Source organism: Pseudomonas sp. B21_DOA (genome assembly GCA_030544685.1).
In the GTDB taxonomy this organism is placed as follows: domain Bacteria; phylum Pseudomonadota; class Gammaproteobacteria; order Pseudomonadales; family Pseudomonadaceae; genus Aquipseudomonas; species Aquipseudomonas fluorescens_AO.
In genome coordinates this window covers 3,980,502-4,004,592 of record CP086683.1, presented here as the reverse complement: position 1 = coordinate 4,004,592, position 24,091 = coordinate 3,980,502, and the positions used below count along the sequence as shown (strand labels likewise).

21 protein-coding genes and 8 pseudogenes are annotated in these 24,091 nt (G+C 57.0%); 19 read left to right on the top strand and 10 right to left on the bottom strand.

The genetic code is table 11. From position 1 onward, the window contains the following. Window positions 1–17: 17 nt before the first annotated feature. Window positions 18–649, bottom strand: a pseudogene (locus LJU32_18570) (thymidylate kinase). A 103-nt stretch (window positions 650–752) separates the two neighbouring features. Between LJU32_18570 and LJU32_18565 the strand changes: the two are divergent. The 10 genes and pseudogenes from LJU32_18565 to LJU32_18520 all read left to right on the top strand — a co-directional run bounded on the left by LJU32_18565 (window position 753) and on the right by LJU32_18520 (window position 8,543). Further along, entirely contained in the window at window positions 753–1,814 is a 1,062-nt protein-coding gene (locus LJU32_18565; protein WKV87651.1) for an SDR family oxidoreductase, read from the top strand. A gap of 377 nt (window positions 1,815–2,191) precedes the next feature. Next, window positions 2,192–2,706 (top strand): annotated as a pseudogene (locus tag LJU32_18560) (DoxX family protein). A 59-nt stretch (window positions 2,707–2,765) separates the two neighbouring features. After that, a complete protein-coding gene (locus tag LJU32_18555; GenBank protein ID WKV87650.1) occupies window positions 2,766–3,185 on the top strand; it encodes an organic hydroperoxide resistance protein in 420 nt (139 codons plus the stop codon). 113 nt (window positions 3,186–3,298) lie between these two features. Further along, window positions 3,299–4,183, top strand: a complete 885-nt coding sequence (locus LJU32_18550; GenBank protein ID WKV87649.1) for a DUF692 domain-containing protein — start codon at window positions 3,299–3,301, stop codon at window positions 4,181–4,183. A gap of 12 nt (window positions 4,184–4,195) precedes the next feature. Further along, window positions 4,196–4,966, top strand: coding sequence for a putative DNA-binding domain-containing protein (locus LJU32_18545; protein ID WKV87648.1), 771 nt, complete (start codon window positions 4,196–4,198; stop codon window positions 4,964–4,966). Window positions 4,967–5,220: 254 nt separating this feature from the next. After that, window positions 5,221–5,718 carry a hypothetical protein gene (locus tag LJU32_18540; protein WKV91146.1) on the top strand — a complete coding sequence of 166 codons (498 nt, stop codon included), beginning with the start codon at window positions 5,221–5,223 and terminating at the stop codon, window positions 5,716–5,718. 209 nt (window positions 5,719–5,927) lie between these two features. Further along, window positions 5,928–6,143, top strand: coding sequence for a 4-oxalocrotonate tautomerase family protein (locus tag LJU32_18535; GenBank protein WKV87647.1), 216 nt, complete (start codon window positions 5,928–5,930; stop codon window positions 6,141–6,143). Then, window positions 6,140–6,796, top strand: coding sequence for a DsbA family oxidoreductase (locus LJU32_18530; protein ID WKV87646.1), 657 nt, complete (start codon window positions 6,140–6,142; stop codon window positions 6,794–6,796). The genes LJU32_18535 and LJU32_18530 overlap by 4 nt, the downstream gene beginning before the upstream one ends. A gap of 75 nt (window positions 6,797–6,871) precedes the next feature. Beyond that, window positions 6,872–7,501, top strand: coding sequence for a cysteine hydrolase (locus LJU32_18525; protein ID WKV87645.1), 630 nt, complete (start codon window positions 6,872–6,874; stop codon window positions 7,499–7,501). A gap of 124 nt (window positions 7,502–7,625) precedes the next feature. Next, complete coding sequence (locus LJU32_18520; GenBank protein WKV87644.1) at window positions 7,626–8,543, top strand: LysR family transcriptional regulator; 918 nt, start codon at window positions 7,626–7,628, stop codon at window positions 8,541–8,543. A 56-nt stretch (window positions 8,544–8,599) separates the two neighbouring features. Here LJU32_18520 and leuD read toward each other — a convergent pair whose 3' ends face one another. The 4 genes and pseudogenes from leuD to LJU32_18500 all read right to left on the bottom strand — a co-directional run bounded on the left by leuD (window position 8,600) and on the right by LJU32_18500 (window position 13,152). Then, entirely contained in the window at window positions 8,600–9,205 is a 606-nt protein-coding gene (gene leuD, locus LJU32_18515) for a 3-isopropylmalate dehydratase small subunit (GenBank protein WKV87643.1), read from the bottom strand. Window positions 9,206–9,207: 2 nt separating this feature from the next. Further along, window positions 9,208–10,629 carry a 3-isopropylmalate dehydratase large subunit gene (gene leuC, locus LJU32_18510; GenBank protein WKV87642.1) on the bottom strand — a complete coding sequence of 474 codons (1,422 nt, stop codon included), beginning with the start codon at window positions 10,627–10,629 and terminating at the stop codon, window positions 9,208–9,210. A 186-nt stretch (window positions 10,630–10,815) separates the two neighbouring features. Further along, window positions 10,816–12,182 (bottom strand): annotated as a pseudogene (locus LJU32_18505) (dicarboxylate/amino acid:cation symporter). A 94-nt stretch (window positions 12,183–12,276) separates the two neighbouring features. Beyond that, entirely contained in the window at window positions 12,277–13,152 is an 876-nt protein-coding gene (locus LJU32_18500; protein WKV87641.1) for an alpha/beta hydrolase, read from the bottom strand. A gap of 282 nt (window positions 13,153–13,434) precedes the next feature. On the opposite strand from LJU32_18500, the gene LJU32_18495 reads away from it, so the two are divergent. From LJU32_18495 to LJU32_18485, 3 genes and pseudogenes are all read left to right on the top strand, one after another. After that, on the top strand, window positions 13,435–13,953 hold the full coding sequence (locus LJU32_18495) for a sigma-70 family RNA polymerase sigma factor (GenBank protein WKV87640.1): 519 nt from the start codon (window positions 13,435–13,437) through the stop codon (window positions 13,951–13,953). Next, window positions 13,940–14,919: pseudogene (locus tag LJU32_18490) on the top strand (DUF4880 domain-containing protein). The gene LJU32_18495 and the pseudogene LJU32_18490 overlap by 14 nt, the downstream one beginning before the upstream one ends. 121 nt (window positions 14,920–15,040) lie before the next feature. Then, window positions 15,041–17,431: a TonB-dependent siderophore receptor gene (locus tag LJU32_18485; GenBank protein WKV87639.1), complete on the top strand. Its 2,391-nt coding sequence runs from the start codon at window positions 15,041–15,043 to the stop codon at window positions 17,429–17,431. Between the two features lie 71 nt (window positions 17,432–17,502). On the opposite strand, the gene LJU32_18480 is transcribed toward LJU32_18485, so the two are convergent. Together LJU32_18480 and LJU32_18475 are read right to left on the bottom strand one after the other, a co-directional pair. Then, entirely contained in the window at window positions 17,503–17,883 is a 381-nt protein-coding gene (locus LJU32_18480; GenBank protein ID WKV87638.1) for a hypothetical protein, read from the bottom strand. A gap of 169 nt (window positions 17,884–18,052) precedes the next feature. Next, complete coding sequence (locus LJU32_18475) at window positions 18,053–18,574, bottom strand: hypothetical protein (protein ID WKV87637.1); 522 nt, start codon at window positions 18,572–18,574, stop codon at window positions 18,053–18,055. Between the two features lie 209 nt (window positions 18,575–18,783). On the opposite strand from LJU32_18475, the pseudogene LJU32_18470 reads away from it, so the two are divergent. Then, window positions 18,784–19,268: pseudogene (locus tag LJU32_18470) on the top strand (DUF6130 family protein). A gap of 59 nt (window positions 19,269–19,327) precedes the next feature. Here the strand turns inward: LJU32_18470 and LJU32_18465 are convergent. The 3 genes and pseudogenes from LJU32_18465 to LJU32_18455 all read right to left on the bottom strand — a co-directional run bounded on the left by LJU32_18465 (window position 19,328) and on the right by LJU32_18455 (window position 20,630). After that, a pseudogene (locus LJU32_18465) lies at window positions 19,328–19,646 on the bottom strand (potassium transporter TrkH). Window positions 19,647–19,963: 317 nt separating this feature from the next. Then, window positions 19,964–20,215, bottom strand: coding sequence for a hypothetical protein (locus LJU32_18460; GenBank protein ID WKV87636.1), 252 nt, complete (start codon window positions 20,213–20,215; stop codon window positions 19,964–19,966). A gap of 103 nt (window positions 20,216–20,318) precedes the next feature. After that, window positions 20,319–20,630, bottom strand: coding sequence for a hypothetical protein (locus tag LJU32_18455; GenBank protein ID WKV87635.1), 312 nt, complete (start codon window positions 20,628–20,630; stop codon window positions 20,319–20,321). A gap of 354 nt (window positions 20,631–20,984) precedes the next feature. Here LJU32_18455 and folE point away from each other — a divergent pair, with 354 nt between their 5' ends. The 5 genes and pseudogenes from folE (at window position 20,985) to LJU32_18430 (ending at window position 24,085) form a co-directional block, all read left to right on the top strand. Beyond that, on the top strand, window positions 20,985–21,542 hold the full coding sequence (gene folE, locus LJU32_18450; GenBank protein ID WKV87634.1) for a GTP cyclohydrolase I FolE: 558 nt from the start codon (window positions 20,985–20,987) through the stop codon (window positions 21,540–21,542). 45 nt (window positions 21,543–21,587) lie between these two features. Then, complete coding sequence (locus tag LJU32_18445; GenBank protein ID WKV87633.1) at window positions 21,588–22,130, top strand: DUF3833 domain-containing protein; 543 nt, start codon at window positions 21,588–21,590, stop codon at window positions 22,128–22,130. After that, window positions 22,127–22,836, top strand: a pseudogene (locus LJU32_18440) (SDR family oxidoreductase). The gene LJU32_18445 and the pseudogene LJU32_18440 overlap by 4 nt, the downstream one beginning before the upstream one ends. Window positions 22,837–22,850: 14 nt before the next feature. After that, on the top strand, window positions 22,851–23,156 hold the full coding sequence (locus tag LJU32_18435) for a DUF6482 family protein (GenBank protein ID WKV87632.1): 306 nt from the start codon (window positions 22,851–22,853) through the stop codon (window positions 23,154–23,156). Window positions 23,157–23,282: 126 nt separating this feature from the next. Continuing rightward, a pseudogene (locus tag LJU32_18430) lies at window positions 23,283–24,085 on the top strand (DUF1206 domain-containing protein). Window positions 24,086–24,091 lie beyond the last annotated feature (6 nt).

Genomic DNA, 24,091 nt, shown 5'->3' with positions numbered 1-24,091 from the left:
GCAAGTGTGCTCAGGCGTCAGATCGAGAGGCTAGATCGGCGGCTCATCACCCGATCAATCTCCCCCACCACCCGCCTCGTCGCCTCCTCGATCGTTCCCTCATTCCGACACAAAAACCAACCCTGATCGGCAGCGGCCACCTCAAACGCCTCAGTACAAGCGACATGCTCCTCAAGACCGCGAAGCACCGTACTGCTCAAGCCGCGCCGGCGTGCCCCTGCCCTCGCCCATGAAATCTGCGCCGCTGTGATCACCCCGACATGCAGGTCGGGCACCTGGACGTTGCGGTCAATGTTCAACTGCAGGATTTCAGCGAACGGGACTATCCGGCGAAACGCCGCATCGGACGGGTACCAGCGATCGATCAGGATGATGCTGTCGGCGGGTTGTTTGGTGAGCACGTGTTGAGAAATCCAGCGGCGGCTATCAGCCAGGCGTTGGCAAACTTCCATTTCCAGATCCCGGTCGGGATGTCGGACGAGTCGATTCACCAGATGCATTGTCTCGCCCCTGAACGGGTCGCTTTTTTCTCGCACAGTCGGATGACTTTTTGCTTGTCCGCCCTCAGGACTTCAGTGATGGCCTCCAACAGCGAGGTTTTGCCGACGCCTTTGGGTCCATCCAGAGCGACAAACAGCGGACGAGTCATTTTCTCACAGGCTTTAACGGGGAGTAGCGAGCACTCTAACGGATTTTCAGGTTGAACCTCTGTTGCTCGGACGGACTCCCAAACTCAAATCCAGGAGAAACCTATGACCCAGACAGCTCTAGTCGTGGGCGCCAGCGGCATTGTCGGCAGCGCCATCACCCAGTTACTCATCGACAACCAGTGGCAAGTCGCCGCGCTGTCGAGGCATCCGTCGCAAGCGCAAGGCGTGATCCCCGTCGCGGCAGACCTTCAGGATCCGGCTTCTCTGGAACAGGCGCTGAGGGATGTGAAACCCACGCATGTGTTCATTACCACATGGTCGCGGCAAGCCACGGAAGCCGAGAACATTCGCGTCAATGCGGCCATGGTGCGTAACGTCCTCGCCGCCATTCGCCCAGCCAAAAGCGTCAAACACGTAGCACTGGTTACCGGCCTGAAACACTACCTCGGCCCTTTCGAAGCCTATGGAAAAGGCAGCCTGCCGCAGACACCGTTTCGCGAAGAACAGGGTCGTCTGGATGTCGAGAACTTCTATTACGCTCAGGAAGACGAGCTCTTCGCCGCGGCTGAAAAGGATGGCTTCACGTGGAGCGTTCATCGTCCGCATACCGTCACTGGGGTGGCCGTGGGCAACGCGATGAACATGGCAACCACCCTCGCCGTCTATGCCTCGATTTGCAAACACACCAATCGCCCTTTCGTGTTTCCAGGATCAAAAGTGCAATGGGACAGCCTGACCGACATGACCGATGCGCGGCAGTTGGCGAAACAGCAACTGTGGGCAGCCACCACGCCGGCTGCGGCGAATCAGGCATTCAATATCACCAATGGCGATGTATTCCGCTGGAAATGGATGTGGAGCCGAATTGCCGAATACTTCGACCTGCCTGCTGCTGATTATCCTGCGTCACCTTCGCCTCTAGAGAAGCAGATGGCGGACGATCAAGCCGTTTGGGCGCAAATAGTCGCCGAGCACGGTTTGAAAGAGTCCGACATTGGACGTCTGATTTCCCCATGGCATACCGATGCCGACCTTGGCCGCCCAATCGAAGTGGTCACGGACATGTCGAAAAGCCGCCTGATGGGCTTCACTGCCTACCAAGCGAGCGATCAGGCATTTTTTGACGTGTTCGACAGGCTGCGGGAGATGCGCTTGATACCTTAGGCGTTTCCAGACAGATAAGGTGGGCACCTGGCGTGCCCACCTTATTCAACGGTACTTTCCACGCCCTCGCCCCTCCCCTCATCTGCGACGTTCGTTTACCCTGCGAAATCATCCCGCCATTCACCGGCAGAACGCAGCCGATCGTATATCCCAACTCCAAAATAGCGCCTTCGACAGGTATCGCTCTGTATCCAAGTGTGTACGGACGCAAACACGTTACACAACATTGATCTTCCCGCCCCCTCAGACACAAGCGAGATACACCAGCACGATGAACTGCGCTCACGGCCAGCGCAGTGCTCCTGTGCCTGACAGCTGTCATTGGGAGCACCTGAACGGCTTCCACTTTGTTGACGACGAGTCGGAGGATTAAACCCATGCAAACAAACGCGTCATCGGTCTTGAATCGGCTGCAACTTAATCTCGATCGCGCTGGGGACTGGATCGCCCCTTTGAGCCTGCGCGTTTTTCTGGCCTGGGAGTTTTTGAAGCGGGATGGGAAAAGTGGAACGGTGAGAACTGGTTCCCCAGCATTCAAGGTGCCTTTCCTTTTCCCTTCAATCAGCTGCCGGCTACGTTCAATTGGCAGTTATCCATGTGGGCAGAACTGCTCTGTTCCATTGCTTTGCTTGTAGGCCTGGGAACACGCCTCTCGGCACTGATCCTCATCGTGGTCACCGTCGTGGCAACTGCCGCGGTTCACTGGCCAGCAGAGTGGTCGACGTTGAGCGAACTGGCTATGGGGTACTCCATCAGCAACAAAGGCTACGGCAATTTCAAGCTGCCGTTGATCTATCTCGTCGCACTTCTGCCACTGGTATTCACAGGCGCCGGCAAGCTGAGCCTGGATGCATTCATCGGTCGGTATCTCAAGCGTTTGAATGCGCGCTGAGTGTTATCGCGTCACCAAGGCTATCGCTCTCAACCCCACTAGTAATCAGGAGTTTCACCATGACCCATATCGATAAAGTGCTGTACACCGGCAAAGTCCATACCTCCTCGGGTGGTCGTAATGGCACCGCTCTCAGTGACGATGGCCGACTGGATATAAAGCTGTCATCGCCTGGCACCTCTGGCGCCGGTACCAACCCAGAGCAGTTGTTTGCCGCAGGTTGGTCGGCCTGTTTCATCGGCGCGATGGGGCTTGCGGCGAGCAAGCTGAAAGTCACCCTCCCGGTTGACCTTGCCGTCGACGCCGAAGTGGATTTAGGCACAACCGATGGTGCGTATTTCCTGCAGGCTCGCCTTAACGTCTACCTTCCCGGGCTGGATCGCAACGTTGCTCAAGACCTGATCAACACCGCACACCAGACATGCCCGTACTCCAAAGCGACGCGGAACAACATCAACGTGGTGATCAACCTCGTATGAGCAGAACCGTGGCGGGTTTCAATCGCCCGATTCACGCCCGCCCGGCTGCCAAAGGTGACCGCGGAGGTGGTGTGGATCGGGCGTTTCAGACGTCGAATCGGAGTATTGAGCTCATGCAAACGAACACTTCATCACCAACGCATTTAGATCCACAGCTCCCCCTTGAGGCGACCGTCGGGCTCGGATTGCGCCGTGCGCTGCTCAACACGCTCCGTGACGCTCCAGTCGGTGATTTCGATTTTCTAGAGGTTGCTCCAGAGAACTGGATCGGCATCGGTGGCGCTCATGGAGAGGCCATGCAGTCGCTGGCTGAACGCTACCCGCTGTCATGCCATGGCCTGTCACTTTCGCTGGGTGGCAGTGCGCCGCTGGACGAGTCTTTTCTTGAGCAAGTCCGCGGTTTTCTCGATCGCTTCAACGTGCCGTTTTATAGCGAACACCTGAGTTACTGCAGTGACGATGGCCATTTATACGACCTGCTGCCGTTGCCATTCACTGAGGAGGCCGTTCATCACGTTGCTGCGCGCATCCGTCGTGCCCAGGACATTCTCGGTCGTCGTCTTGCTGTGGAGAACGTCTCTTACTACGCCGCTGCTCATCAGGACATGGACGAACTTACGTTCACCAATGCAGTGCTCCGCGAGGCCGATTGCGACCTGTTGCTCGACGTTAATAATGTGTACGTCAACTCGGTGAACCACCGGTTTGATCCGGCGGTTTTCCTGGCCGGTCTGGAACCAGAACGCGTAGTCGCCATGCATGTGGCTGGCCATTACGACGAAGCCGAGGACCTGATCATCGACACCCATGGTGCGTCGGTCAAACCGGTAGTCTGGTCATTGCTGGGCCAGGCTTATGGTCTATTCGGTGTGAAACCAACGCTGCTGGAGCGCGATTTCAACTTTCCGTCCTACGACGAACTGGTGGCTGAGTTGAATACCATCCGGCGCTTGCAACGCGACGCCAATGCTCTGGTGCGGGTGACTGTCGATGGCTGACTCCCTTCAAGTTTGCACAGTCAGCAGCTCGCGCTGACCCGGTACCTGCGTGACCCGGACAGTTATGCGCCGCCTGCGCAGATGAATCCCGCAAGAGCGCAGGTCTATCTCAACCTGGTGTTGAACAATCTATTGGGCTTGCTGGGCGGAACGTTTCCGGTGCTGGTTGCCGTGCTGGGTAACGCCGGTTGGCGTGCGCTGGTACGACGTTTTTTGCGTGACTACCGCGCGCAGACACCACGCTTCGGAGAAATTGCTCGTGAGTTTGTAGACTTTGTAGCGAGCCTGGGGGACTCGCCTGATCATGAACATCCCTGGTACCCGTTCTTGCCTGAATTGGCCCATTACGAGTGGGTGGAAATGGCGCTGCAACAGTTGGACGCTGCGCCGTTACAGGCCAGTGATGCGGCGCATTTACTCGACCGTCCCCTCAGGCTTTCCCCACTCGTCTGGCCGCTGGCTTACACCTGGGCGGTACATCGTCTCGGGCCAGGTCATCTGCCTTCTGAACCGCCAGAACAACCGACGTTGCTGCTGATCAGCCGTGTGCCGAGTGGCCAAGTGCAGTTCTCCCAGGTCAGCCCTCTCGCGTTCCGTTTGTTGCAGCGGATCGAGCAGTTCCCTGACATGGCTGGTCGAGCGCAGTTGCACGCGTTGGCTGCGGAGGCTGGTGCTTCAGACGTGACCGGCTTCGTCGCTGACGCACTGGTGCTGCTGCGCCAGCTGCATGCGCAAGCTGCCGTCGGCGTAGCAGCGACACCCGTTTTAAAGCTGTTGTCCTGACTGACGAGCAAAGGCTGAGGTCGGTTTTTGTATCTCTATGTACCCAAACGCGAAGTCTTGGGATTGGCTTACAAATGCTCCTCTTGCCTGATACATCGCCGATACATGACCCCCGCTAAATAGCCCTGCCCGAACAAGATCGCTCTGTCGAAGTGAAAGACGCTTGCGCCCTTCGCCCGGAGCTTCTTTGAGGGCCGATCCGCCCCTGTGGCATGAACCGCGGCCTGGCCGCGCAAAGCATCTGGAGAAGCACTATGTACCGTACACCTTTCTCGAACAAAACCAGTCTCGGCCTGGCCGCTATCGCCTTGGCCGGTGGCATGAGCCTGGCATCGTCTGCGGCATTCGCTGTTGAGCCATTGCCCCAAGGCTATCAATTGGCATCGGCGGATAAAGCCGGCGAAGGCAAATGTGGCGAGGGTAAATGCGGCGAGGGCAAATGCGGGGCCAGCGCAGCCAGCGACAAGTCCGCTACTGCCGAAGGCAAATGCGGCGAAGGCAAGTGTGGCGAAGGCAAGTGTGGCGACGACTCTTTCGCTCGCACAGACACCGACCATGATGGCCTCGTCTCTCTTAAAGAACTGCTGGCTGTAGCGCCTCAGGGCGGTGAAGAATTCAAAGCGATGGACACCAACCACGATGGTTTTCTTTCGGAAGGTGAGGTCTACAAGTTCAGAACCAACCAGTACATTTCCAATGGCAAGAAAGTACCCACCGAGCTATTTACCCGCATGAGCAAAGCGCAGAACTGATTCCTCCCGCCGTAGCATCCGCCCTCCCCGCGCCCGCAGCCAGGGAGGGCGATTGACCTTCTGTAAGCGCCCACGCTGAAAGCGGATTGATTACACAGCGTTATAAGTGATGTGCTCCACCCCGATTTATCCGCTGAACGCAACACTCTAAAGTCCATCCCACTGCTCCCCTCATCATGTCGATGGGGCGCCAACAGGAGACTTGTCCCATGCCTTTCATCAGCGTTCGTATCACTCGCGACGGCGTTACCAAAGAACAGAAATCTCAAGTCATCGCCGAGATCACCAAAACCATGCAAACCGTCCTTAACAAGGACCCGCACCTTACCCACATCGTTATCGAAGAGGTCGACACCGATAACTGGGGCTATGCGGGAATTACCACCACCGAGTACCGCCAACAACTGACGGAGTCGAAGAAATGACTTTTCCCGTCAGTATCGACTTTGTATCGGATGTTGTGTGCCCCTGGTGCGCACTCGGCGCCACAGCGCTGGAACAAGCCATCGCCAATGTTGCCGGCGAGGTTGCCGTGGAGCTGACCTTCAAGCCCTTCGAACTGAACCCGGACATGCCGGCCGGGGGCGAGCACGCCATCAAGCACATGATGCGCAAATACGGGCGCAGCGCCGAAGAAGTCGCCTCGCGCAATGAAATGATCGTCGCGCGCGGCAAAGCCATCGGTTTTCAGTTCGACCTGGAAAAGCGCAGCCATTTCTACAATACCTTCGATGCCCATCGCCTTCTGCTCTGGGCCGCGCAGGAAGGTCGCCAGGTCGCGCTGAAGATAATCCTGCTCAAGGCTTATTTCACCAATGGCGAGAACCCCAGCGACCACGAAACACTGGTGCGCCTGGCCGGTGAAGCGGGACTTTCTACCACCCGCGCCCAGGAGATTTTGACTAGCGAGGCGTTCGCTCTCGAGGTCCGTGAACTTGAAGGTTTCTACCTTGAGCGCGGAATTAATTCGGTCCCGGCCTTGGTGCTGAACGGTCGCCAGTTGGTGTCCGGATCGCTATCCGTCAAGGAATACGAACAAATCCTCAGGCAAGTGGCACGAGAGTCCGCCCCGGCCTGACAGAAAGATTTACCAGCACGGGTGCACGGGCGAGCCCAGCGCACCGCTCACTCAACTTGCTTGGAGTACATCGTCATGTCGAACGCCCCTTATCCGCTCGATCGCACCGCTTACCTGCTGGTCGACCCGTACAACGATTTCCTCTCGGAAAACGGCAAGGTCTTCCCCTTGATCAAGCCGATTGCCGAACAGGTCGGGCTGCTCGACAACCTGCGAGCCCTCGATCGCGCCGTACGAGCGCAGAACATTCCGGTAATCATCGTGCCGCACCACCGCTGGGAACATGGCGACTACGAAGGCTGGGATCATCCAACACCGACCCAGTGCAAAATCATGCACATGCACCACTTCGCACGCGGTGAATGGGGCGGCGAATGGCATCCCGATTTCGCGCCGAAGGACGGCGACATTGTCGTGCAGGAACATTGGGGCGCCAGCGGTTTTGCCAACACCGACCTTGACTTTCGCCTGAAGCAGAAAGGCATCACCCACGTCATCATCGTCGGCCTGCTCGCCAACACCTGCATCGAAGCGACCGCCCGCTACGCCTCGGAATTGGGCTACCACGTCACGCTGGTGCGCGATGCGACCGCCGCTTTCCGCGCGGAAATGATGCACGCCGCCCATGAGTTGAACGGGCCGACTTTCGCTCATTCAATCGTCACCACCCAAGAATTGATTGAGGCGCTGGCACAACAGGAGTAAAGGCCGATGAGCCTCACCGGACAACTCGCATACTGCGAACTTGCACTGGCCCCATAGAAGGCTGATAACCCGAATCGCTGTTATTATTCCCGGACTATAGGTAAATGGCGGCTTTATTCGGCGTATGAACACGAATCGTGAGCAGTTTCCGTTGCCGGAAGATTTAAAGGTCTTCCTGACTGTTATCCGAAAAAACGGCTTCGCGAATGCCGCCGAAGAGTTGGGTTATTCACCTGCCTACATAAGCAAACGCATTTCCGTACTTGAGGCGACTCTAGCCACAAAGCTGCTGCACCGCACAACAAGACGTATTGCGCTGACCGACGACGGCGAACGAGCCCGGCAATGGGCAGAAAAACTGCTGGGAGACCTCCAGGAATTTCTTGGCGAAATCTCCGCAGCGCGGCATCAACCTACAGGGTCGCTGCATATTTGCAGCAGCTTCGGTTTTGGACGTAACCACGTAGCACCAGCGATCTGCAAACTATCGCAGACCTACCCGAAACTCGATATCCGTCTGGACGTGTTTGACCGTGTAGTCGATATCGTCGGCGAGGGGTTTGACCTTGAGATACGTGTCGGGGATGACCTGCCGGGTCAGCACCTGGGCCGAAAACTTGTGAGCAATCGACGAGTGCTCTGTGCAACTACGGAGTATCTGGAGCGGCGCGGCATGCCTCACTCATTAGATGACCTGGCCGCCCATGATTGCTTGGTACTGAAAGAGCGAAATAACGCATTCGGCGTTTGGAACCTGACAAAGGACGGACACGAAGAGTCGGTGCGCGTAAGCGGCCCTTTGTCCTCCAACAACGGTGAGATTGTTCTGGAGTGGGCATTGAGCGGTGGAGGGATCTTGTTGCGATCGATGTGGGACGTTAAACCGATGCTGGAACAAGGACGACTGGTGCAAGTACTTCACGGATACACTCAAAGCGCGAACGTATGGGCTGTGTACCCCACCAGACTTAGCGAGTCGGCAAAATTGAGGGTTTGTGTCGAGTTTCTCGAAGAGTATTTTCGCCATCTATCGGTTGAGTGATGCCCTGGCGGTAGATCTCAGCATGCGATCTACCGTCGACACTGTTTCCATCTGGTTCACAACCAGGGATTCTCCGACAGATACCGGGTTTCAAAGCTGCGAATCTGTTCGGTACGCCGAAGCGTGGTGCCAATGGCATCCAGGCCGAGTAACAGCGACTGCTTACGCAATTGATCAATCTCAAAGTGAATAACTGCACCGTCAGCTAATTCGATCGTTTGCTCTGGCAGACTCACGTTGATCTTCGCTGTTGCTGCGTTGCTGATAACGCCTGCAATTTGTTTCAGTTGCGCTTCGGACACCTGGATGGCCAGCATGCCATTTCGCTGGCAGTTGTCATAAAAAATACCGGCAAAGCTAGTGCCAATGAGTGCTCTGATACCGACTTGTTTCAAGCCCCAGACGGCATGCTCGCGGCTTGATCCACAACCGAAGTTTGGCCCGACCAGCAGAAAAGCGGCATCGTTCCAGGCGGGCTGATTGAGAATGAAAGCTGGATTGGGTTCGCCGGACTCAAGAAATCGCAGATCGAAGAACAGGCCTTGGTCCAGCCCCTTGCGATCGATCCCCTTGAGGAACTGCTTGGGCATGATGACGTCGGTGTCGATGTTGGCAGCCAAAAACGGTGCCGCACTGCCGATTACCGTGGTGAAAGGTTGCATGTTCACGCCTCCAGAGCGAAAGATCGAACGTCAGTCAAATGCCCGGTAATCGCCGCCGCAGCGACCATCGCGGGGCTCATCAGATGGGTGCGCGCACCGGCGCCCTGACGGCCTTCAAAATTGCGATTGGTACTGGATGCACACCGGTCACCGGGTGCGAGCACGTCATCATTCATGGCCAGGCACATCGAGCAGCCTGATTGCCGCCACTCAAAACCCGCATCCAGGAAAATCTGCGCGAGCCCCTCCTCTTCCGCCTGGCTACGCACCAAGGTCGATCCCGGGACGATCATTGCTCGCACATGGGCAGCGACTCGTTTACCGCGCACCACTCGTGCAACATCACGCAAGTCTTCAATCCTGGCATTGGTGCAGGAACCAATGAACGCATGGCTAATTATCACGTCGCTGAGCGGCATTCCGGGTACCAGGCCCATGTAGTCCAAGGCTCGCTGCATGCCCTGACGCAATATGAGGTCTGTCTGACTGGCGGGATCGGGTACACGACTTCCAACCGGCGCCGCCTGATCAGGGCTCGTACCCCAGGTGACCATGGGTTCCAGCGCACCAACATCGAGAGTGACTTCACGATCAAAGAGAGCTCCTTCGTCGCTGTGCAGTCCTCTCCATTTCGCGACTGCCTGCTCCCACATCTCGCCTTGAGGTGCGCGGGGCCTGGATTGCAGGTAGGCAAAGACTTTTTCGTCCGGTGCCATGAAGGCGCCTCTCGCACCAGCTTCTACAGCCATGTTGCAGATGGTCATCCTGGCTTCAACGCTGAGGTCATTGATCGTCGGCCCCGCAAACTCAATTGCGTAACCTGTGGCGCCCGAAGCTCCGATCTTTTCGATCAGAGCCATGATGATGTCCTTGGAGGTGACGCCGGTTGCGAGTGAACCGTTCACCGTTACACGCATGGTCTTCAAGCGTTTGTAGACCAGTGTCTGTGATGCCAGCAAGTGTTCTATTTCGGAGGTACCGATGCCGAAACCAAACGCGCCCAATGCACCATAGGTCGTGGTATGACTGTCACCGGCTGCGACGATCATGCCCGGCAGTATGAAGCCTTGCTCAGGCGCAACGACGTGCTCGATGCCTTGACGTTTATCGAGAACATCGAACAGTTCAATTCCGAAGTCTCGGCAGTTTTCTTCGAAGTAAGAGACCTGTTGTGCGCCGCCGGCGTCCGGCATTGTGGCAATGCGAATTGGAGCAGTCGGGTTAACGTGGTCTACCACCGCCAGAGTCGCGCTCGGGCGCCAGACCTGGCGGCCTGCTTCACGCATACCGCTAAAGGCCTGTGGACTTGTGTATTCATTAGCGACTTGGCGGTCAATGTATAAAAGGACATGGCCCTGATCATCGAGAACACAAACAGTGTGGCTGTCGATGTGTTTCTGGTAGAGCGTTCTGGGGCTATTCATTGAATGGGCTCTTTTTCGGTCTAAGCAAGAATACGGGTGCGCTATGTCAACAGCTTATTTTCGCCGCAGATTCGGTATCAATAGCGATAAGGTGAAGGCGTTGTGCACGGTGCGTGAATAATCGGAAGTTTGGTGAGATTCATTAGTGGGCAGGTCTTATCTTGAGCAGGAACAGCAGCAAGACACTTATTGCGATTCGAAGCGGCGTAGTTCTGGCGGCATGAGCCACCGGAATGCCGGGCGCGGTCTATTCGGGGAAAGCCTGGCAGCCGCTGCAGCTGCCCGTGAATGACGGCCGCGCTTGAGGGCGATCGGTGCCATCTGTCTGCGATCCAGCTCACCCTCCCAAGCCGCCACTACAAGGGCTGCGACGGCATTCCCGATGATATTGGTCAGGGATCGGCATTCCGCCATAAAACGGTCGACCCCGAGGATCAACACCATCGCCGCCACAGGTACCGTAGGCACTACCGCCAGGCTCGCGGCCAGCGCGACGAAACCCGCACCGACCACTGCGCCCGCCCCTTGGAAGTGAGCATGGCCACCGCCAGCAAAGTCAGCTGTTGCTCAAGACTCAAATCGATGTTGGTCGCCTGAGCCAGGAACAACACAGCCAGGGTCATGTAGATATTGGTCCCGTCCAGGTTGAAGGTGTAGCCGGTTGGAACAACGATTCCCACTACACCTTTGGAGGCACCAAGGCTTTCAAGTTTTTGAATCAGTTGCGGCAGCGCCGATTCTGAAGAGCTGGTGCCAAGCACAATGAGCAGTTCGGCTTTGATGTACGCCAACAGTTTGAAAATATTGAAGCCGGCATAGTGGGCAATGCTGCCGAGTACGCAAGTAATGAAAATGAAGGCCGTGAGATAGAAGGTACCGATCAGTTTCAGCAGCGGCAGCAATGAGCCGAGGCCGTACTTTCCGATGGTAAATGCAATCGCGCCAAACGCTCCGACAGGTGCCACGCGGCTGATGATGCCGACAATGCGGAAGAATACGTCGCTGGCCTGGTTGATCACGCTTACCAGTGGGCGGCCCTTTTCACCGACCATCACCAGCGCTATGCCGAACAGCACCGAAACGAACAGCACGGGCAGAATCTCACCCTTGGAGAAAGCATCAAAAAACGTCGTTGGAATCACGTGCAGCAAAAAACCGGTAATGCCTTCGCCGTGCTCCGCCTGGCCGACAAAACCGGCAATCGCCGTAGAGTCGAGGGTCCTGACGTCGATGTTGAAGCCCGCCCCCGGGTGCAACAGATGGGCCGCCATCAATCCAATGACCAGAGCAATGCTCGAAACGATTTCGAAATACAGCAATGCCTTGCCGCCCACCCGCCCGACTTGCTTCACGTCGTGCATACTCGTGATTCCCGAGACCACCGTGCAGAAGATGATCGGGCCGATAATCATCTTGATCAGCTTGATGAATCCGTCACCCAATGGCTTCAAGTCGACGCCAATCTGGGGCCAGTAGTGGCCGACCACGATGCCCATGGCGATCGCTATGAGGACCTGCACATAGAGCGTTCCCAGCAGTTTTCTGATTGTCATTGTTATTATCTCAAGGCAAATTTCGGGCATGACTATTGCGCGCAGGCCAATGTCCTGCGGCGCAAGGCTGGTTCATATCAGTGAAAAGCGGGTGTCAACGCAGGAAAGCCATGGCCTCGGCGAGCAATACCTCTGGGACTTCTTCAGCAAGGTAATGGCCGGCTGACAACGCCTTGCCACGAACATCTGTGGCGACCTGTTGCCATTCCTTGAGCGGTTCGAAGCAACGGCCGACCGTGCCTTCGGCGCCCCATAAAACCAGCAATGGAAGACTCAGGTGACGACCGGCTTCGATGTCGGCACGGTCATGCTCAAGATCTATGCTGGCGCTGGCGCGGTAGTCCTCACAGATACCCCGGGCGGCGCCCGGAAGTTTCAGGCAACGCAGGTATTCGCCGAAAGCTTCGGGAGTAAACGGTTTGAGCCCCGCACTACGACTGCCCATCACGCTGCGCAGGTAGGCTTCCGGATTGGCTTCGATCAGGGTTTCCGGCAATGGTGCCGGGCGGATCAGGAAAAACCAGTGCCAGTACGCACGGGCAAATGCTTCGTTGGTTTGGGCGTACATCGACAAGGTTGGCGCGATGTCCAGCAGCACCATGCGTTGCACTGCAGCGGGATGATCCAACGCCAGGCGATGGGCAACGCGGGCGCCTCGGTCGTGGGCCAGCAGAGCGAAGCGTTCGAAGCCCAAGGAATTCATCAGCTCGACACAGTCCTTGGCCATTTCGCGTTTGGAGTAATTGGTGTGGTCGTCGTTGGCTAGAGGCTTACCGCTATCACCATAACCGCGCAGGTCGGCGGCGATCACGGTGAAATGCACGGCCAGTTGTTCGGCGACCTTGTGCCAAATGACATGGGTCTGAGGGTGCCCGTGCAGCAACAGCAGGCCCGGCCCGCTCCCGCCAATGCGATAGGCAATGTCCATACCGTTGACATGACGATGGTCTTTGAGGAATCCGGCAAACATGGGGTGACTCCTTGTTGTAGTTGCCTACATCCTGAAATCGTTGGCGCCAAAGAAAAAGTCGCAAAGCGTGGTGCGATTATTCATGAACCGTGTTCAAAGGACGCTCGATCCATCACTTGGCGAACAAACTGCAGTCTTTAAAGAATATCTGACATCCCTTTTTTAATAAGCCCCGCTTAGACGGGCTCAGTGCGTTAATCGCTTCATGTGACGTATTTGCTTGACGCCCATCGCCTGAGTAGAATGCGATTCATTATCAATCATGTATGTCCCGGGATGCCGATGCGTAGCGACGAAACACTAGGTACTGCAGATCCAGGGCTGCTCTATCGCACCCACTTCTCGTGGCTACAGGGCTGGCTGGTCCGTCGCATCGGCTGTCGCGACAACGCCGCAGATCTGGCGCAGGACACTTTCGTCCGTGTGCTCAAACACCGCCATCAGTCCGGCGCCCTGCGCGAGCCACGCGCCTATTTGAGCAGCATTGCCCGCGGTCTGATGATTGATCAGTATCGTCGTCGCGAACTCGAACGTGCCTACCTGGAAAGCATCACCTTGCTGCCTCAACACGAGGTTCCATCGGAAGAAAGCCGGCTGATGATACTGGACGCGCTCGAGCGCATAGACCGTCTGCTTGACTCGCTTAAACCAAGAGTTCGTCAGGCGTTTTTATTTGCCCGACTCGACGGTCTGACCTGCGCGCAAATCGCCGAAAAGCTCGGAGTCTCCCGCGCGACGGTGGAGCGCGACCTGGCCACCGCCCTGCAACACTGCTATCGCTTGCGTTATGTCGAGGCCTGAGCCCGAGGCGCTGGATCCGGCCATTGTCGAGCAGGCGATCCAATGGCTGGTGCGCCTTCGCTTCAATCAAGCCGATGAACAGACACAGCGCACGTTCGAGCACTGGCTGCAGCAGCGCCCGGAGCATGGATTGGCGTGGCAGCGTGTGGAAACGCTGGGAGATGAATTTGAAGGCGTGCCAGCTCAGCTGGCTCGACAAACCCTTAAGGGCGCCCAGCAGGGAATGCGCCGGCGGGAAAGCCTGAAGCTACTGGGCGTATTGGCGACTGTTGGCACGGCAGCCTGGCTCGGCCGCGACTACACCCCCTGCCCTCCATGCTTGCACAGCAGCGCAGCAGCACCGGCGAGCAACGACGTTTCCAACTCGATGATGGCAGCCTTATCCAGCTCAATAGCGATAGCGCCGTCGACAGCGATTTCGACGCCCAGCGGCGCCTGATCATCCTGCGCCGAGGTGAAATCATCTTGAATGTCGGTGCGGATCAACACTCGCCGCAAGCGCGACCGTTGTGGGTGCAATCACGCGACGGGATCATGCGAGCCCACAGCTCGCGCTTTCTGGTCCGCGAGCGTGACGGCGGCACTCTGGTCGCGGCGCAGGAAGGATCGGTCACAGTTTTCCCCGGTTCCGGTCAAGCGTCTGCGAGCCGCAGCGTTCTGGCAGGAAACCAACTGCTGTTCACCTCAAATGACGCCCGAACGTTTAGGGACAACGGCCTTGATCTATGGGCTTGGGGTGACGGAGTGATCAGTGCGAACCACATGCGCCTTGGTGACTTTATCGCGGAGTTGTCGCGTTATCGCCCAGGAGTCTTGCGCTGCGCCGAAGAGGTCGCTGATCGACGCGTTTCCGGCACCTTCCAGCTCGACGACAACGATCGGGTCCTGGCATTGATCGCGCAGTCACTGCGCCTGCACATTGATTACCGAACCCGTTATTGGGTCACCGTGAGCGCTGCCACCTGACTCCACCCGAATATTTTTTTGCTACCTGAAAAATAATGAGGTGGTTTCTCATTCTCGTTCGACCTGTAAGGAAGGCCGGAATACAGGCCAGTCTGCCGATGTCCTTTCTTGGAGCGAGAAAATGAGTTCGTCCCCTGTTTCGCAGCGCCATCCATTAAGTCGTGCCATGCACGGTGCGATCTTGGGTTTGATCGTGAGCAGCTACGCATTGCCATCGCTGGCGCAAACCTCGGGCGCTGATCACAGCAATCAAGTCAAACAGTGGAATATCGCCCCCGGCCCACTGGCGCCGGCGCTTGACCGCTTTGCGCGCGAGGCTGGCATCAGCCTTTCCTTCGACGCCTCGAGTGTGGCGAACCGCACCACGGCTGGCGTGAATGGCGCGCTCGATACGTCGGCAGCGCTGTCAGCCCTGCTCCAGGGCAGCGAATTGCAGATCGAACAGCAAGGCCCGAATGCTTATCTGCTGACCCTTCAAGCAAAAACCACCGGCCCGCTGGAGCTCGACGCAACGGCCGTCGAGGACTACCGCCTCGCCCCGCTCATCATCAATGCCAAAGTCAGGGTCAGTGCCGACGACGACACCAATTCCGTAGTTGCCAAGGAGCTCTGGGTGGGCGGCAAGGTCGCCACCAGCATTCTCAATACACCGGCATCGGTGTCGGTGGTGACCAACAAGGAAATGCAGCAACGCAGCGTCAGCACCACGGAAGAAGCGCTGCAATATACGCCGGGCGTGGTCAGTGACTTTTATGGTACGGATGATCGCAACGACTATTTCCAGATCCGCGGCTTCCAGGCCACCACCTACCGTGACGGCTTGACCCTGAGCTCGATGCGCGGCGTACGCGAAGACCCATTCGCCTATGAGCGCATCGAGATTCTACGTGGCGCCAACTCCACCCTGTTCGGCCCTGCCGACCCGGGCGGTTCGGTAAATTTCGTGACCAAACAGCCGCGCTTCGAGAAGTTTGGCCAAGGCTATGTCACCTACGGTTCGTTTGATCATGTCGAGACCGGCATCGATGTCGGCGATGCGCTGAACGACGAGAAAACCCTGGCCGGCCGCTTTACTGCCAAAGGCCAGAACAGCGACCGCGAATACGACCACTCGCAGGACGACAACCAATTGTTTATGGGTGGCCTGACCTGGGCACCGACGGATTACACGTCGGCCACGATGATTCTGGACTACCTGAAAACTGAAAGTTCGCCCAACAGCGGCGGCTATCCGCTGGATCGGGAATACGACCGCAGCAAGTTTTATGGCGAGCCCAGCTACAACTTCCACGATGTCGAGCGCACCAGCCTCAGCGGTAATGTCACCCATGATTTCGACAACGGTTTCGTGCTGCGCAGCAATCTGCGTTACAGCCAGTTGACCGATGATTTTGGCTACGTGTACCTCAGCGACAGCGCCGCACGTGTCGGTACTAGCGTCGATCGATACCTGTTTGGAACGGACACTGACGCCGACCAGTTCAACGGCAATCTGATGCTGCAATACGATGCCCGCTTCGAGAACATCGACAGCAGCAGCCTGGTGGGCGTGGAGTATCTCGATTCGACCACCAAGGAAAGCTCGGTCTACGCGCTTACAACCCCGATCGACATTGCCAACCCCGTGTTTACTGGCGTTCCACGCTCAATCGCGCCGTATGCCGTCAACAAACGAGACGCAACCACCAAGGCCGTCTTCCTTCAGCAGAACCTGTCGTTCTACGAGCGTTTCATCGTCACCGGGGGCGTGCGCAACGACTCGATGGACCTGACCAGCAAAGGCTTGCAATCCACCGAGAAAGACAACTTCTCCGAAACCTCCTACCGAGGTGCGTTGACCTACATCGTCAACGACGAGGTGTCTACCTATGTGAGCATGGTCGAATCGGTCTCGCCGCCGCAGGTTGGCGTGACACCGCAGACAGGCAGGCAGTACGAAGTGGGTGTGAAGTATGCGCCGATGGGAATGGACGCACTGTTCTCCGCCGCAGTGTATGACCTGACCCAGGAAAACGTCACCATCGCCGTGGTGCTGCCGAGCGGCATCATTGAGCAGCAGACGGTGGGCGAATCGCGGGCGCGTGGCCTCGATCTGGAGGCCAAGGCGCAGGTAACGCAGAACCTCAGCCTGATCGGTGGCTATTCCTACATGGAGTCTGAAGTACTGCGCGGTTCGTTGTACGACGGCAGCTCGCTGAAGGGTAACGAGTTCGCCACGGCACCCAAGCATTCCGCCTCGCTCTGGAGTTACTACGACGTACCCGCCACCGATGTCAGCGTGGGCCTGGGTGCACGCTACGTCGGCGCTTATTACTTCGATGCAGCCAACTCCGGCAAAAGCGATGGCACCACGCTGTTCGACGCCGCCTTCAACTACAAGATCGCCAAGGGCACCGACCTGGCGGTGAACGTCAGCAACCTGCTGGACGAGCAGCACGTGGTCGGCTCCGGCACCGCGAACTTCTACAACCCGGGCCGCGAGATTACCGCCAAGCTGAGCTACAACTGGTAATTAGGCGGGTAGCCTATTTTCTCTTAAAGGAAACGGTGCCCGCTTTATCGCGGGCACCTTCGACTTGGTTATCAACCGCTGACCTCACGCAAAATTCTCTCAAGCTCAGGACGGGTCCACCTCTCCCAAGGGAATACCGCCCGGTCATCGCCGCTGTGCCAATACTCGCCCGCATCAAATGCCTGATAGATTGAAAACGCCGGCTCGGGCATCTCTGCGTACAAGGACAGATCGACGATATCGCTGATGACAATATTCATCACCTCATCACAGTAATGAAAATCGCGGCCGCCGGTGATAAACAGTCTTGCCACTGAGATCGCCAACTGATTGAGAAGATCGCGGCTGTCGATCTGCAGGTGGTCACACATGACATTTAATTCGGTGTTTGGGGCTTTTTCAATCATCCCCAGTACGTAATCAAGCTCGGCATCACTAAGACGTGTGGCCATGGGATCAAAGTACTCGTGAGTTCGGTTTTGCGATGGATTCAGGACAAGCCTGTTAGGAAACATGTTGGCAGATTTGCTGTTAAGGGGCAGCTATGGTTCAAAAGCAGCTTCGGATTGGGTGGTCCCGTTTTCCCAAGCCTTACACGGTAGAAGTCGACTTGGACTGTCATCAGATAGAGGTGACGAAGCGGGTATCGAGACCCTCGCTTACTGGCGCTAGCGAATTGATCAATACGACCGCATCGTCGCCTTGGTTAAGGTAAATCAAGGTGTCGCCGGTCTCGAACGTCACTTTGAATCCGGCTAGCCAAGTCTCTTGCCCGTTGAGGGAATCAAGAATCCCCTCAACTTCGCAAATTATTTTGTGCTGAAGGTGGCTTGCTGACAGATCTGTAAACAGGCTTTTCATCTTCCAGGAGCAAGTCGCGTCCGGCTCTATATCGAATGAGGTGGGCGCGTCAGTCGGCAATAAATCCGCGCCTACTCGTTCGCCATCACTCAAGAGATACATGGATAAAACTTCTCTCTCGCCAAAACGCCACTCTAGAGAACCAATGTCACCCAAATACTTCTCGTGGTTGAAGTAGTACTGGTAGTACACCAGATCGCTCAGTTGCTTTCCCAAAAGCGAGCGTGCGTTTTGCAGATCCCGCCCAGCTCTTGCCGGAGACGAGGAGTAGCGATCAGGCATCAAGCATCTCGCTTAGCAGTGAATGGACACAGATAGTACACAACACAAGGTGGCCGCTTTTGGGTATTTGGCGATCCGTGACACGGAGATCGGCCAGAAGCGGCCAGTCAGTATCGATGAGATACGTTAGATGATTCCAGTTTCAAATGAGCAGCGGGCAATACCCAGCTTGATCTACGCTTTAATCAAATAGTGCGGAGAACCAGATCATGTCCCTCGCTCCCGGAAGTCTATTGGCCCTGGCTGTGGGTGTCTGCTTTTGCACATCCGTGCTCGGACAAGGGGCAGCAGGCAGCGATCCTCCACCGGCGATACTGCCCTTGGCATCCGAAAGTGCGCCGAGACTCATTGCCTACCCGCCGCTTGCCGAGCCGCTCGCCCGTGGAGTGGTCATCATCCAGTTTCGAACAGACCATGCCAGGATCATGCCGGTATTTGGCAAAGTGGCTGCTGAGGTATCGCCACGCTTAGGTCACCTTCACGTGACCGTCGATGACTGGAAAGGTACGTGGGCGCACACCAGTGAAGACCCGATTATCCTGGTCGGGCTTACCCCGGTGATCACAAAGTTCTGCTGGAAGTGGCCGACCCGACGCACCAGATCATCACCAGTACGACAGTGAGTTTTACAGTACCGGAGAAGAAACCGATGGACGCTCCCCGTACTGACGATGATCACGCGGTAAAGCCGTGACTGCCGTGCTATTCACCGAAACAGGCAACAATCGGCGTCTCTGCCAGCGAATGACTGGCTCAATATCTCCAGAAAACGGGGTCACGAGCACCAACACCGTCAGGATTTCCAACCTGCCTAGCAGCATGCCAACGGTGAGTAGCCATTTGGCCGCATCGGGCAGTGCCGAGAAATTACCTGCCGGCCCGATGATTGTGCCCAGGCCGGGGCCGACGTTACACACCGCCGTAGCGGCACCGCTCAGGGCGGTAATCCAATCAAGCCCGATCAGCGCCAGGCCCAAAGCGATGGCGGCAATCGTGATGGTGAAAAAAACGAGAAGGTCAGCAGCGAACGGACGATCTCCTCGTCGATGGGATGGCCGTTGTATTTTTTCTCGTGGCCGATTCTCGTGCATCCGATTATGGCAACCCATGAACTCTGCCAACCTTAAAACCCGTCCAGACAAGCTAGCGTGTCGAGTACTCGATAGGTCAAAGGCTCGCTGGTTGGCTCGCTCTTGCAAGCTCGCTGAGGCAATAAATCTCCATCCATCTACTTATGGCCGATTATGGGTTTTTATCGGCATACCTGAATGACTGTTTTTGGCCGTCAGCGGTCATTTGTGAGTGGCGGACTCCGGCCAATAGCTGCCTCTCATTTCAGCAGCAATGGGCAGGTGAAGACTGCATCTTATGACTGAGTACGGGTGCAATTCAGAGGGGGCATTTCTTCATTGAGAGCCGTAGTCGTTGCCATTCATTCCAGTAGTCCTCGGCGACTAAGTCCCGGAACCCACGTTCGTTCTCCATATGCAGGGCGATGTCGAATGGAACTGCAACACACGTCGCGTGATCACGAATTTTGAGTGCCTCGGACTCTGTAAGTGGGGAGCCTTTGTTCGTTTCGGCGCTTTGCAAAGCCACCGAAAGCGCCGGAATGAATACAACGCAAAGCTGTTCCGTCATCTGTTGCTTGCCTCAATTGTGCGAGAAGGCCGAAAGATTACGCTGGTCGCTTAATCACGGCTTTTGGCCAGAAGCTGCCTCCCAGGCAGCGAACCGTGAATGGTCACTCGTCAAACAAGGTCCAGCCATGACAAATGCCGGCAAAGTCTTTTGCCGTAAAAAATAACGTCAGTTCCTTTGGGTCAAATTCTTTGTAGAGCCAATGCCCAGGAATGGGGCCTCTCGTTATCGCGTATTCCAAGCGGTATTTTTGAACAGGTCCAAAACCGAAGGATCGTGAATTCAACTCAAACCTGTCACCTCTGTTGAGCGCCCATAGCTTTTCAACAAGGCAGTCATCAAGCACCACCTCTCCCGCTACCTCAACCAGATACTTTGAATGAAGTTTCTGTTGAAGCCTAACGCTTCTGGCCATGCATCAACCTACCTATGAACAGTCCGAGCATCGGCGCGATAATACTTGAACATGATGATGATCGCTTTGGGTTGGAAAAAATGCGTTGGGCGTCCGCATTTAGCCGATAGCTACCATCCGCCACCGGCAGCTATCAGCTGAGACGCTCGTACATCGGCCCCAAACAAGCCACGCATCAAACCTGGCCCCAGGTTTTTCCTGCCTGCAATCCCAAACCCGCACAAAAAAACCACCGATGCGTTGTCAGTTGATCCTTTTCAGCCTATCTTCAATAAAACCTATACAGCCAACCTGTATGCGTACAACCTTTTCGCCCGACAGTGTCCCTAGCCCGCACCGCCACGAGTAACCCGAATGAGCCCACTACTAGCCAGCCATTACCGTGAAATCCTCGTTGGCGTCGGTGAAAATCCTGAGCGCGAGGGTCTGCTGGACACGCCCCAGCGCGCCGCCAAGGCCATGCAATACCTGTGCAACGGTTACGCGATGAGCCTGGAAGACGTTACCAACGGTGCGCTGTTCGAGTCGCAGAGCGATGAGATGGTGATCGTCAGCGACATCGAGCTTTATTCATTGTGTGAGCACCATATGCTGCCGTTTATCGGCAAGGCGCATGTGGCGTACATCCCCACGGGCCGGGTGCTGGGGCTGTCGAAGGTCGCGCGGGTCGTCGATATGTTCGCGCGGCGCCTGCAGATCCAGGAAAACCTCACTCAGCAGATTGCTCAAGCCATCCAGCAGATCACCGATGCCGCCGGGGTCGCGGTGGTCATTGAGGCGCGGCACATGTGCATGATGATGCGCGGTGTCGCCAAGCAGAATTCGATCATGACCTCCTCTGTCATGCTCGGCGCCTTTCGCGACAGCTCGACAACGCGGCAGGAATTTCTCCAGCTCATCGGCCGGCGTTAGGCCTATACACAGCCTGTTAACTGTACAAGCTCAAGGAGTAGGAAGATGACTCGATTTCTGCTGCTGTTAGGACTGGCGCTCAGCATTGCAAGCTGCGGCAGTGTCGATGTTGCTCGTTACGCCGATCAGCAACCGGCATTGAGTCTAGAGCAGTTTTTCAGCCAGCCCGTCAAAGCTTGGGGGATGTTTCAGAAGCGCAACGGCGAAGTGGTCAAGCGCTTTGAGGTCGATATTGCCAGCCGTCGTGAGGGTGAAAACCTGATCCTCGACGAGCGCTTCCGTTACAGCGACGGCACCCATGAACGCCGAGTCTGGACCCTCACTCCTGGCGGCAATGGTCAGTGGAGCGGTCGCGCGCACGATGTGGTCGGTGTCGCACAGGGCCAGATCGCAGGCAACACTTTCCACTGGCGTTATCGCCTGAATCTGCCGGTCGACGACTCGACTTACGAGATGAGCATGGACGACTGGATGTACCTGGTCGACGAAGACACGTTGATCAACCGCACCCGTATGTCCAAGTGGGGCTTCGAAGTCGGTCAGGTGACGGTGTTCTTCCGGCGCCAGAACGCTGGAGCGAACCCATGAGCAGTGGGTTGACCCTGGCCTCGTTCGGCGACGGTTATCGCGCCTTGGTGATCGGTGCCAGTGGCGCCCTCGGCACGGCGTTCTGCCAACATTTGAACCAGGATCCACGCTGCGCCAGCGTCCGTGCGCTGGGACGCAAAACTGTACCGAAGCTCGACCTCGAGCAGCCCGAAACGATCGCCAGCGCCGCCGCCGAACTGGCAGGCGAAGCGCCCTATCACCTGATCATTCACACGGCCGGCCTGCTCCATCGTGACCGGATCAAGCCGGAAAAAGCTACAGCGCAATCGAAGCCGAGTCGCTGCAGGCCGTGTTTCAAGTCAACACGCTGGGGCCGGCATTGCTGCTGCGCGACTTTCTGCCATTGCTTGCACCTCAAGGAGCGATGGCGATGCTTTCGGCAAAAGTCGGCAGCATCGGCGACAACCGTTTGGGCGGCTGGTACGCCTACCGCGCCTCCAAGGCTGCGCTGAACATGCTGATCAAGACCGCCGCCATCGAGCTTTCGCGCACTCGGCCGCAGAGTCGCTTGCTCAGTCTGCACCCGGGCACGGTGGTCTCGCCGTTGTCGCAACCTTTTCGCGGAGCCTCAAGCGCCCGCCCGGCAGACATTGCCGCTGCGCAATTACTGAGTCTGATTGACACGCTGACGCCGGCCGATAGCGGCCATTTCTTCGCCTACGATGGAGAACGCCTGCCCTGGTAGGCAAGGAGTGAAGCATGAATCTGCAAACCCTGACCGAACGTGCGGCCAACAGTGAAGTTCGCGAACTGGAGCTGCTGTCACTCGAAGGTGGTTTTTATCTGGCGCGGATTCGCGTGGATCAAGGCCAGTTCACCCTGCTCGATGACGCGGCCAAGCCAATGCACCTGCGTTCGATCACCCACCTGCGCGACTTGCTGCAAACCGTGCCGGCGTTTCCCTGCGTGCTGGTGCAGCAATGCGTGCACGACGAAATGTGCGGCCGGGATTCAGGGCCGGTTGAAGAGCTGCGCATTCCATTTTCGCTGACCACGCCGTTATGACGCCGAAGCGAGGCAAGCGCTGCATGGCAGGCTGATAAGGCGCGCGTCGCCCACGGGCGACGCATTTATCGAACCCCTGCCCCGTCCACGGGTCTGCTTCACATCGATTCCCTGGAAGTAAAACCCATGTCCACTCAACACACGCTTGTCCTGCTTGCCCGAGGCGGATACGCCGCGCGCGGCGTTCTGTATCTGATCATCGGCATCTTCGCGCTGCTGGCGGCGCACGACTCCACCAACCGAAAGACAGTCACAAAAGCCTTGAAGCATTGCTCAGCCAGCCCTTCGGCTACGTGCTGATCGGTGTTGTGGTCGCCGGCCTGCTGGCCTTCGCCGCCTGGCGTGCGCTGCAAGCGATCCGCGATGTCGACCACCACGGCACCGAGTTCAAAGGCCTGGTCATTCGCGCAGGTCTGCTCGCCGGCGGGCTGGTCAACGCGGCGCTGGCCTTCTTTGCCTTGGGTCTGTTGGTGAGTGGTCTCAGGAGTTCGGGCGGCTCCGGCGATGGCAAGACCAAGGATCTGCTCGCGCAGCTGCTGTCGTTCGAGCATTCGAACCTGTTGATCTACCTGATCGCGCTGATCCCGCTGGGTGTCGGTATCGCCCACATCATCAAAGGCTGGAAGGCCACGTTCGAGAAATACTTCGAAGCGGATGACGAGGTGATGCGTTACGTGCGCCCGGTGTCGCGGTTTGGCTTGATCGCCCGCGGCGTGGTGTTTATCGAGATTGCAGTGTTGATGGCGGTCAGCGGCTCGGTTTATCAAGCGACCAATCCACCCGGCATGAAGGAAGCGCTGGATGCTTTGCAGAATCTGCCGGCCGGCGGCGTGCTGTTGATGCTGATGGCGTTGGGGTTGATCGCCTTCTCGGTGTACAGCTTTTCCGAAGCCGCGTGGCGCCGGATCGAAATGGATGTGCCGCTGTAAGCGCCC

Excerpts from the sequence above, each read along its gene's own strand:
- LJU32_18455 (WKV87635.1), bottom strand. The coding sequence starts at position 20,630 with ATGGCCAGAAGCGTTAGGCTTCAACAGAAACTTCATTCAAAGTATCTG.
- LJU32_18485 (WKV87639.1), top strand. The coding sequence starts at position 15,041 with ATGAGTTCGTCCCCTGTTTCGCAGCGCCATCCATTAAGTCGTGCCATG.
- LJU32_18540 (WKV91146.1), top strand. The coding sequence starts at position 5,221 with ATGTACCGTACACCTTTCTCGAACAAAACCAGTCTCGGCCTGGCCGCT.
- LJU32_18555 (WKV87650.1), top strand. The coding sequence starts at position 2,766 with ATGACCCATATCGATAAAGTGCTGTACACCGGCAAAGTCCATACCTCC.
- LJU32_18435 (WKV87632.1), top strand. The coding sequence starts at position 22,851 with ATGAATCTGCAAACCCTGACCGAACGTGCGGCCAACAGTGAAGTTCGC.
- LJU32_18480 (WKV87638.1), bottom strand. The coding sequence starts at position 17,883 with ATGGCCACACGTCTTAGTGATGCCGAGCTTGATTACGTACTGGGGATG.
- LJU32_18445 (WKV87633.1), top strand. The coding sequence starts at position 21,588 with ATGACTCGATTTCTGCTGCTGTTAGGACTGGCGCTCAGCATTGCAAGC.
- leuD (WKV87643.1), bottom strand. The coding sequence starts at position 9,205 with ATGCAACCTTTCACCACGGTAATCGGCAGTGCGGCACCGTTTTTGGCT.
- leuC (WKV87642.1), bottom strand. The coding sequence starts at position 10,629 with ATGAATAGCCCCAGAACGCTCTACCAGAAACACATCGACAGCCACACT.
- folE (WKV87634.1), top strand. The coding sequence starts at position 20,985 with ATGAGCCCACTACTAGCCAGCCATTACCGTGAAATCCTCGTTGGCGTC.
- LJU32_18525 (WKV87645.1), top strand. The coding sequence starts at position 6,872 with ATGTCGAACGCCCCTTATCCGCTCGATCGCACCGCTTACCTGCTGGTC.
- LJU32_18530 (WKV87646.1), top strand. The coding sequence starts at position 6,140 with ATGACTTTTCCCGTCAGTATCGACTTTGTATCGGATGTTGTGTGCCCC.
- LJU32_18475 (WKV87637.1), bottom strand. The coding sequence starts at position 18,574 with ATGCCTGATCGCTACTCCTCGTCTCCGGCAAGAGCTGGGCGGGATCTG.
- LJU32_18565 (WKV87651.1), top strand. The coding sequence starts at position 753 with ATGACCCAGACAGCTCTAGTCGTGGGCGCCAGCGGCATTGTCGGCAGC.
- LJU32_18495 (WKV87640.1), top strand. The coding sequence starts at position 13,435 with ATGCGTAGCGACGAAACACTAGGTACTGCAGATCCAGGGCTGCTCTAT.
- LJU32_18535 (WKV87647.1), top strand. The coding sequence starts at position 5,928 with ATGCCTTTCATCAGCGTTCGTATCACTCGCGACGGCGTTACCAAAGAA.
- LJU32_18550 (WKV87649.1), top strand. The coding sequence starts at position 3,299 with ATGCAAACGAACACTTCATCACCAACGCATTTAGATCCACAGCTCCCC.
- LJU32_18520 (WKV87644.1), top strand. The coding sequence starts at position 7,626 with ATGAACACGAATCGTGAGCAGTTTCCGTTGCCGGAAGATTTAAAGGTC.
- LJU32_18500 (WKV87641.1), bottom strand. The coding sequence starts at position 13,152 with ATGTTTGCCGGATTCCTCAAAGACCATCGTCATGTCAACGGTATGGAC.
- LJU32_18460 (WKV87636.1), bottom strand. The coding sequence starts at position 20,215 with ATGACGGAACAGCTTTGCGTTGTATTCATTCCGGCGCTTTCGGTGGCT.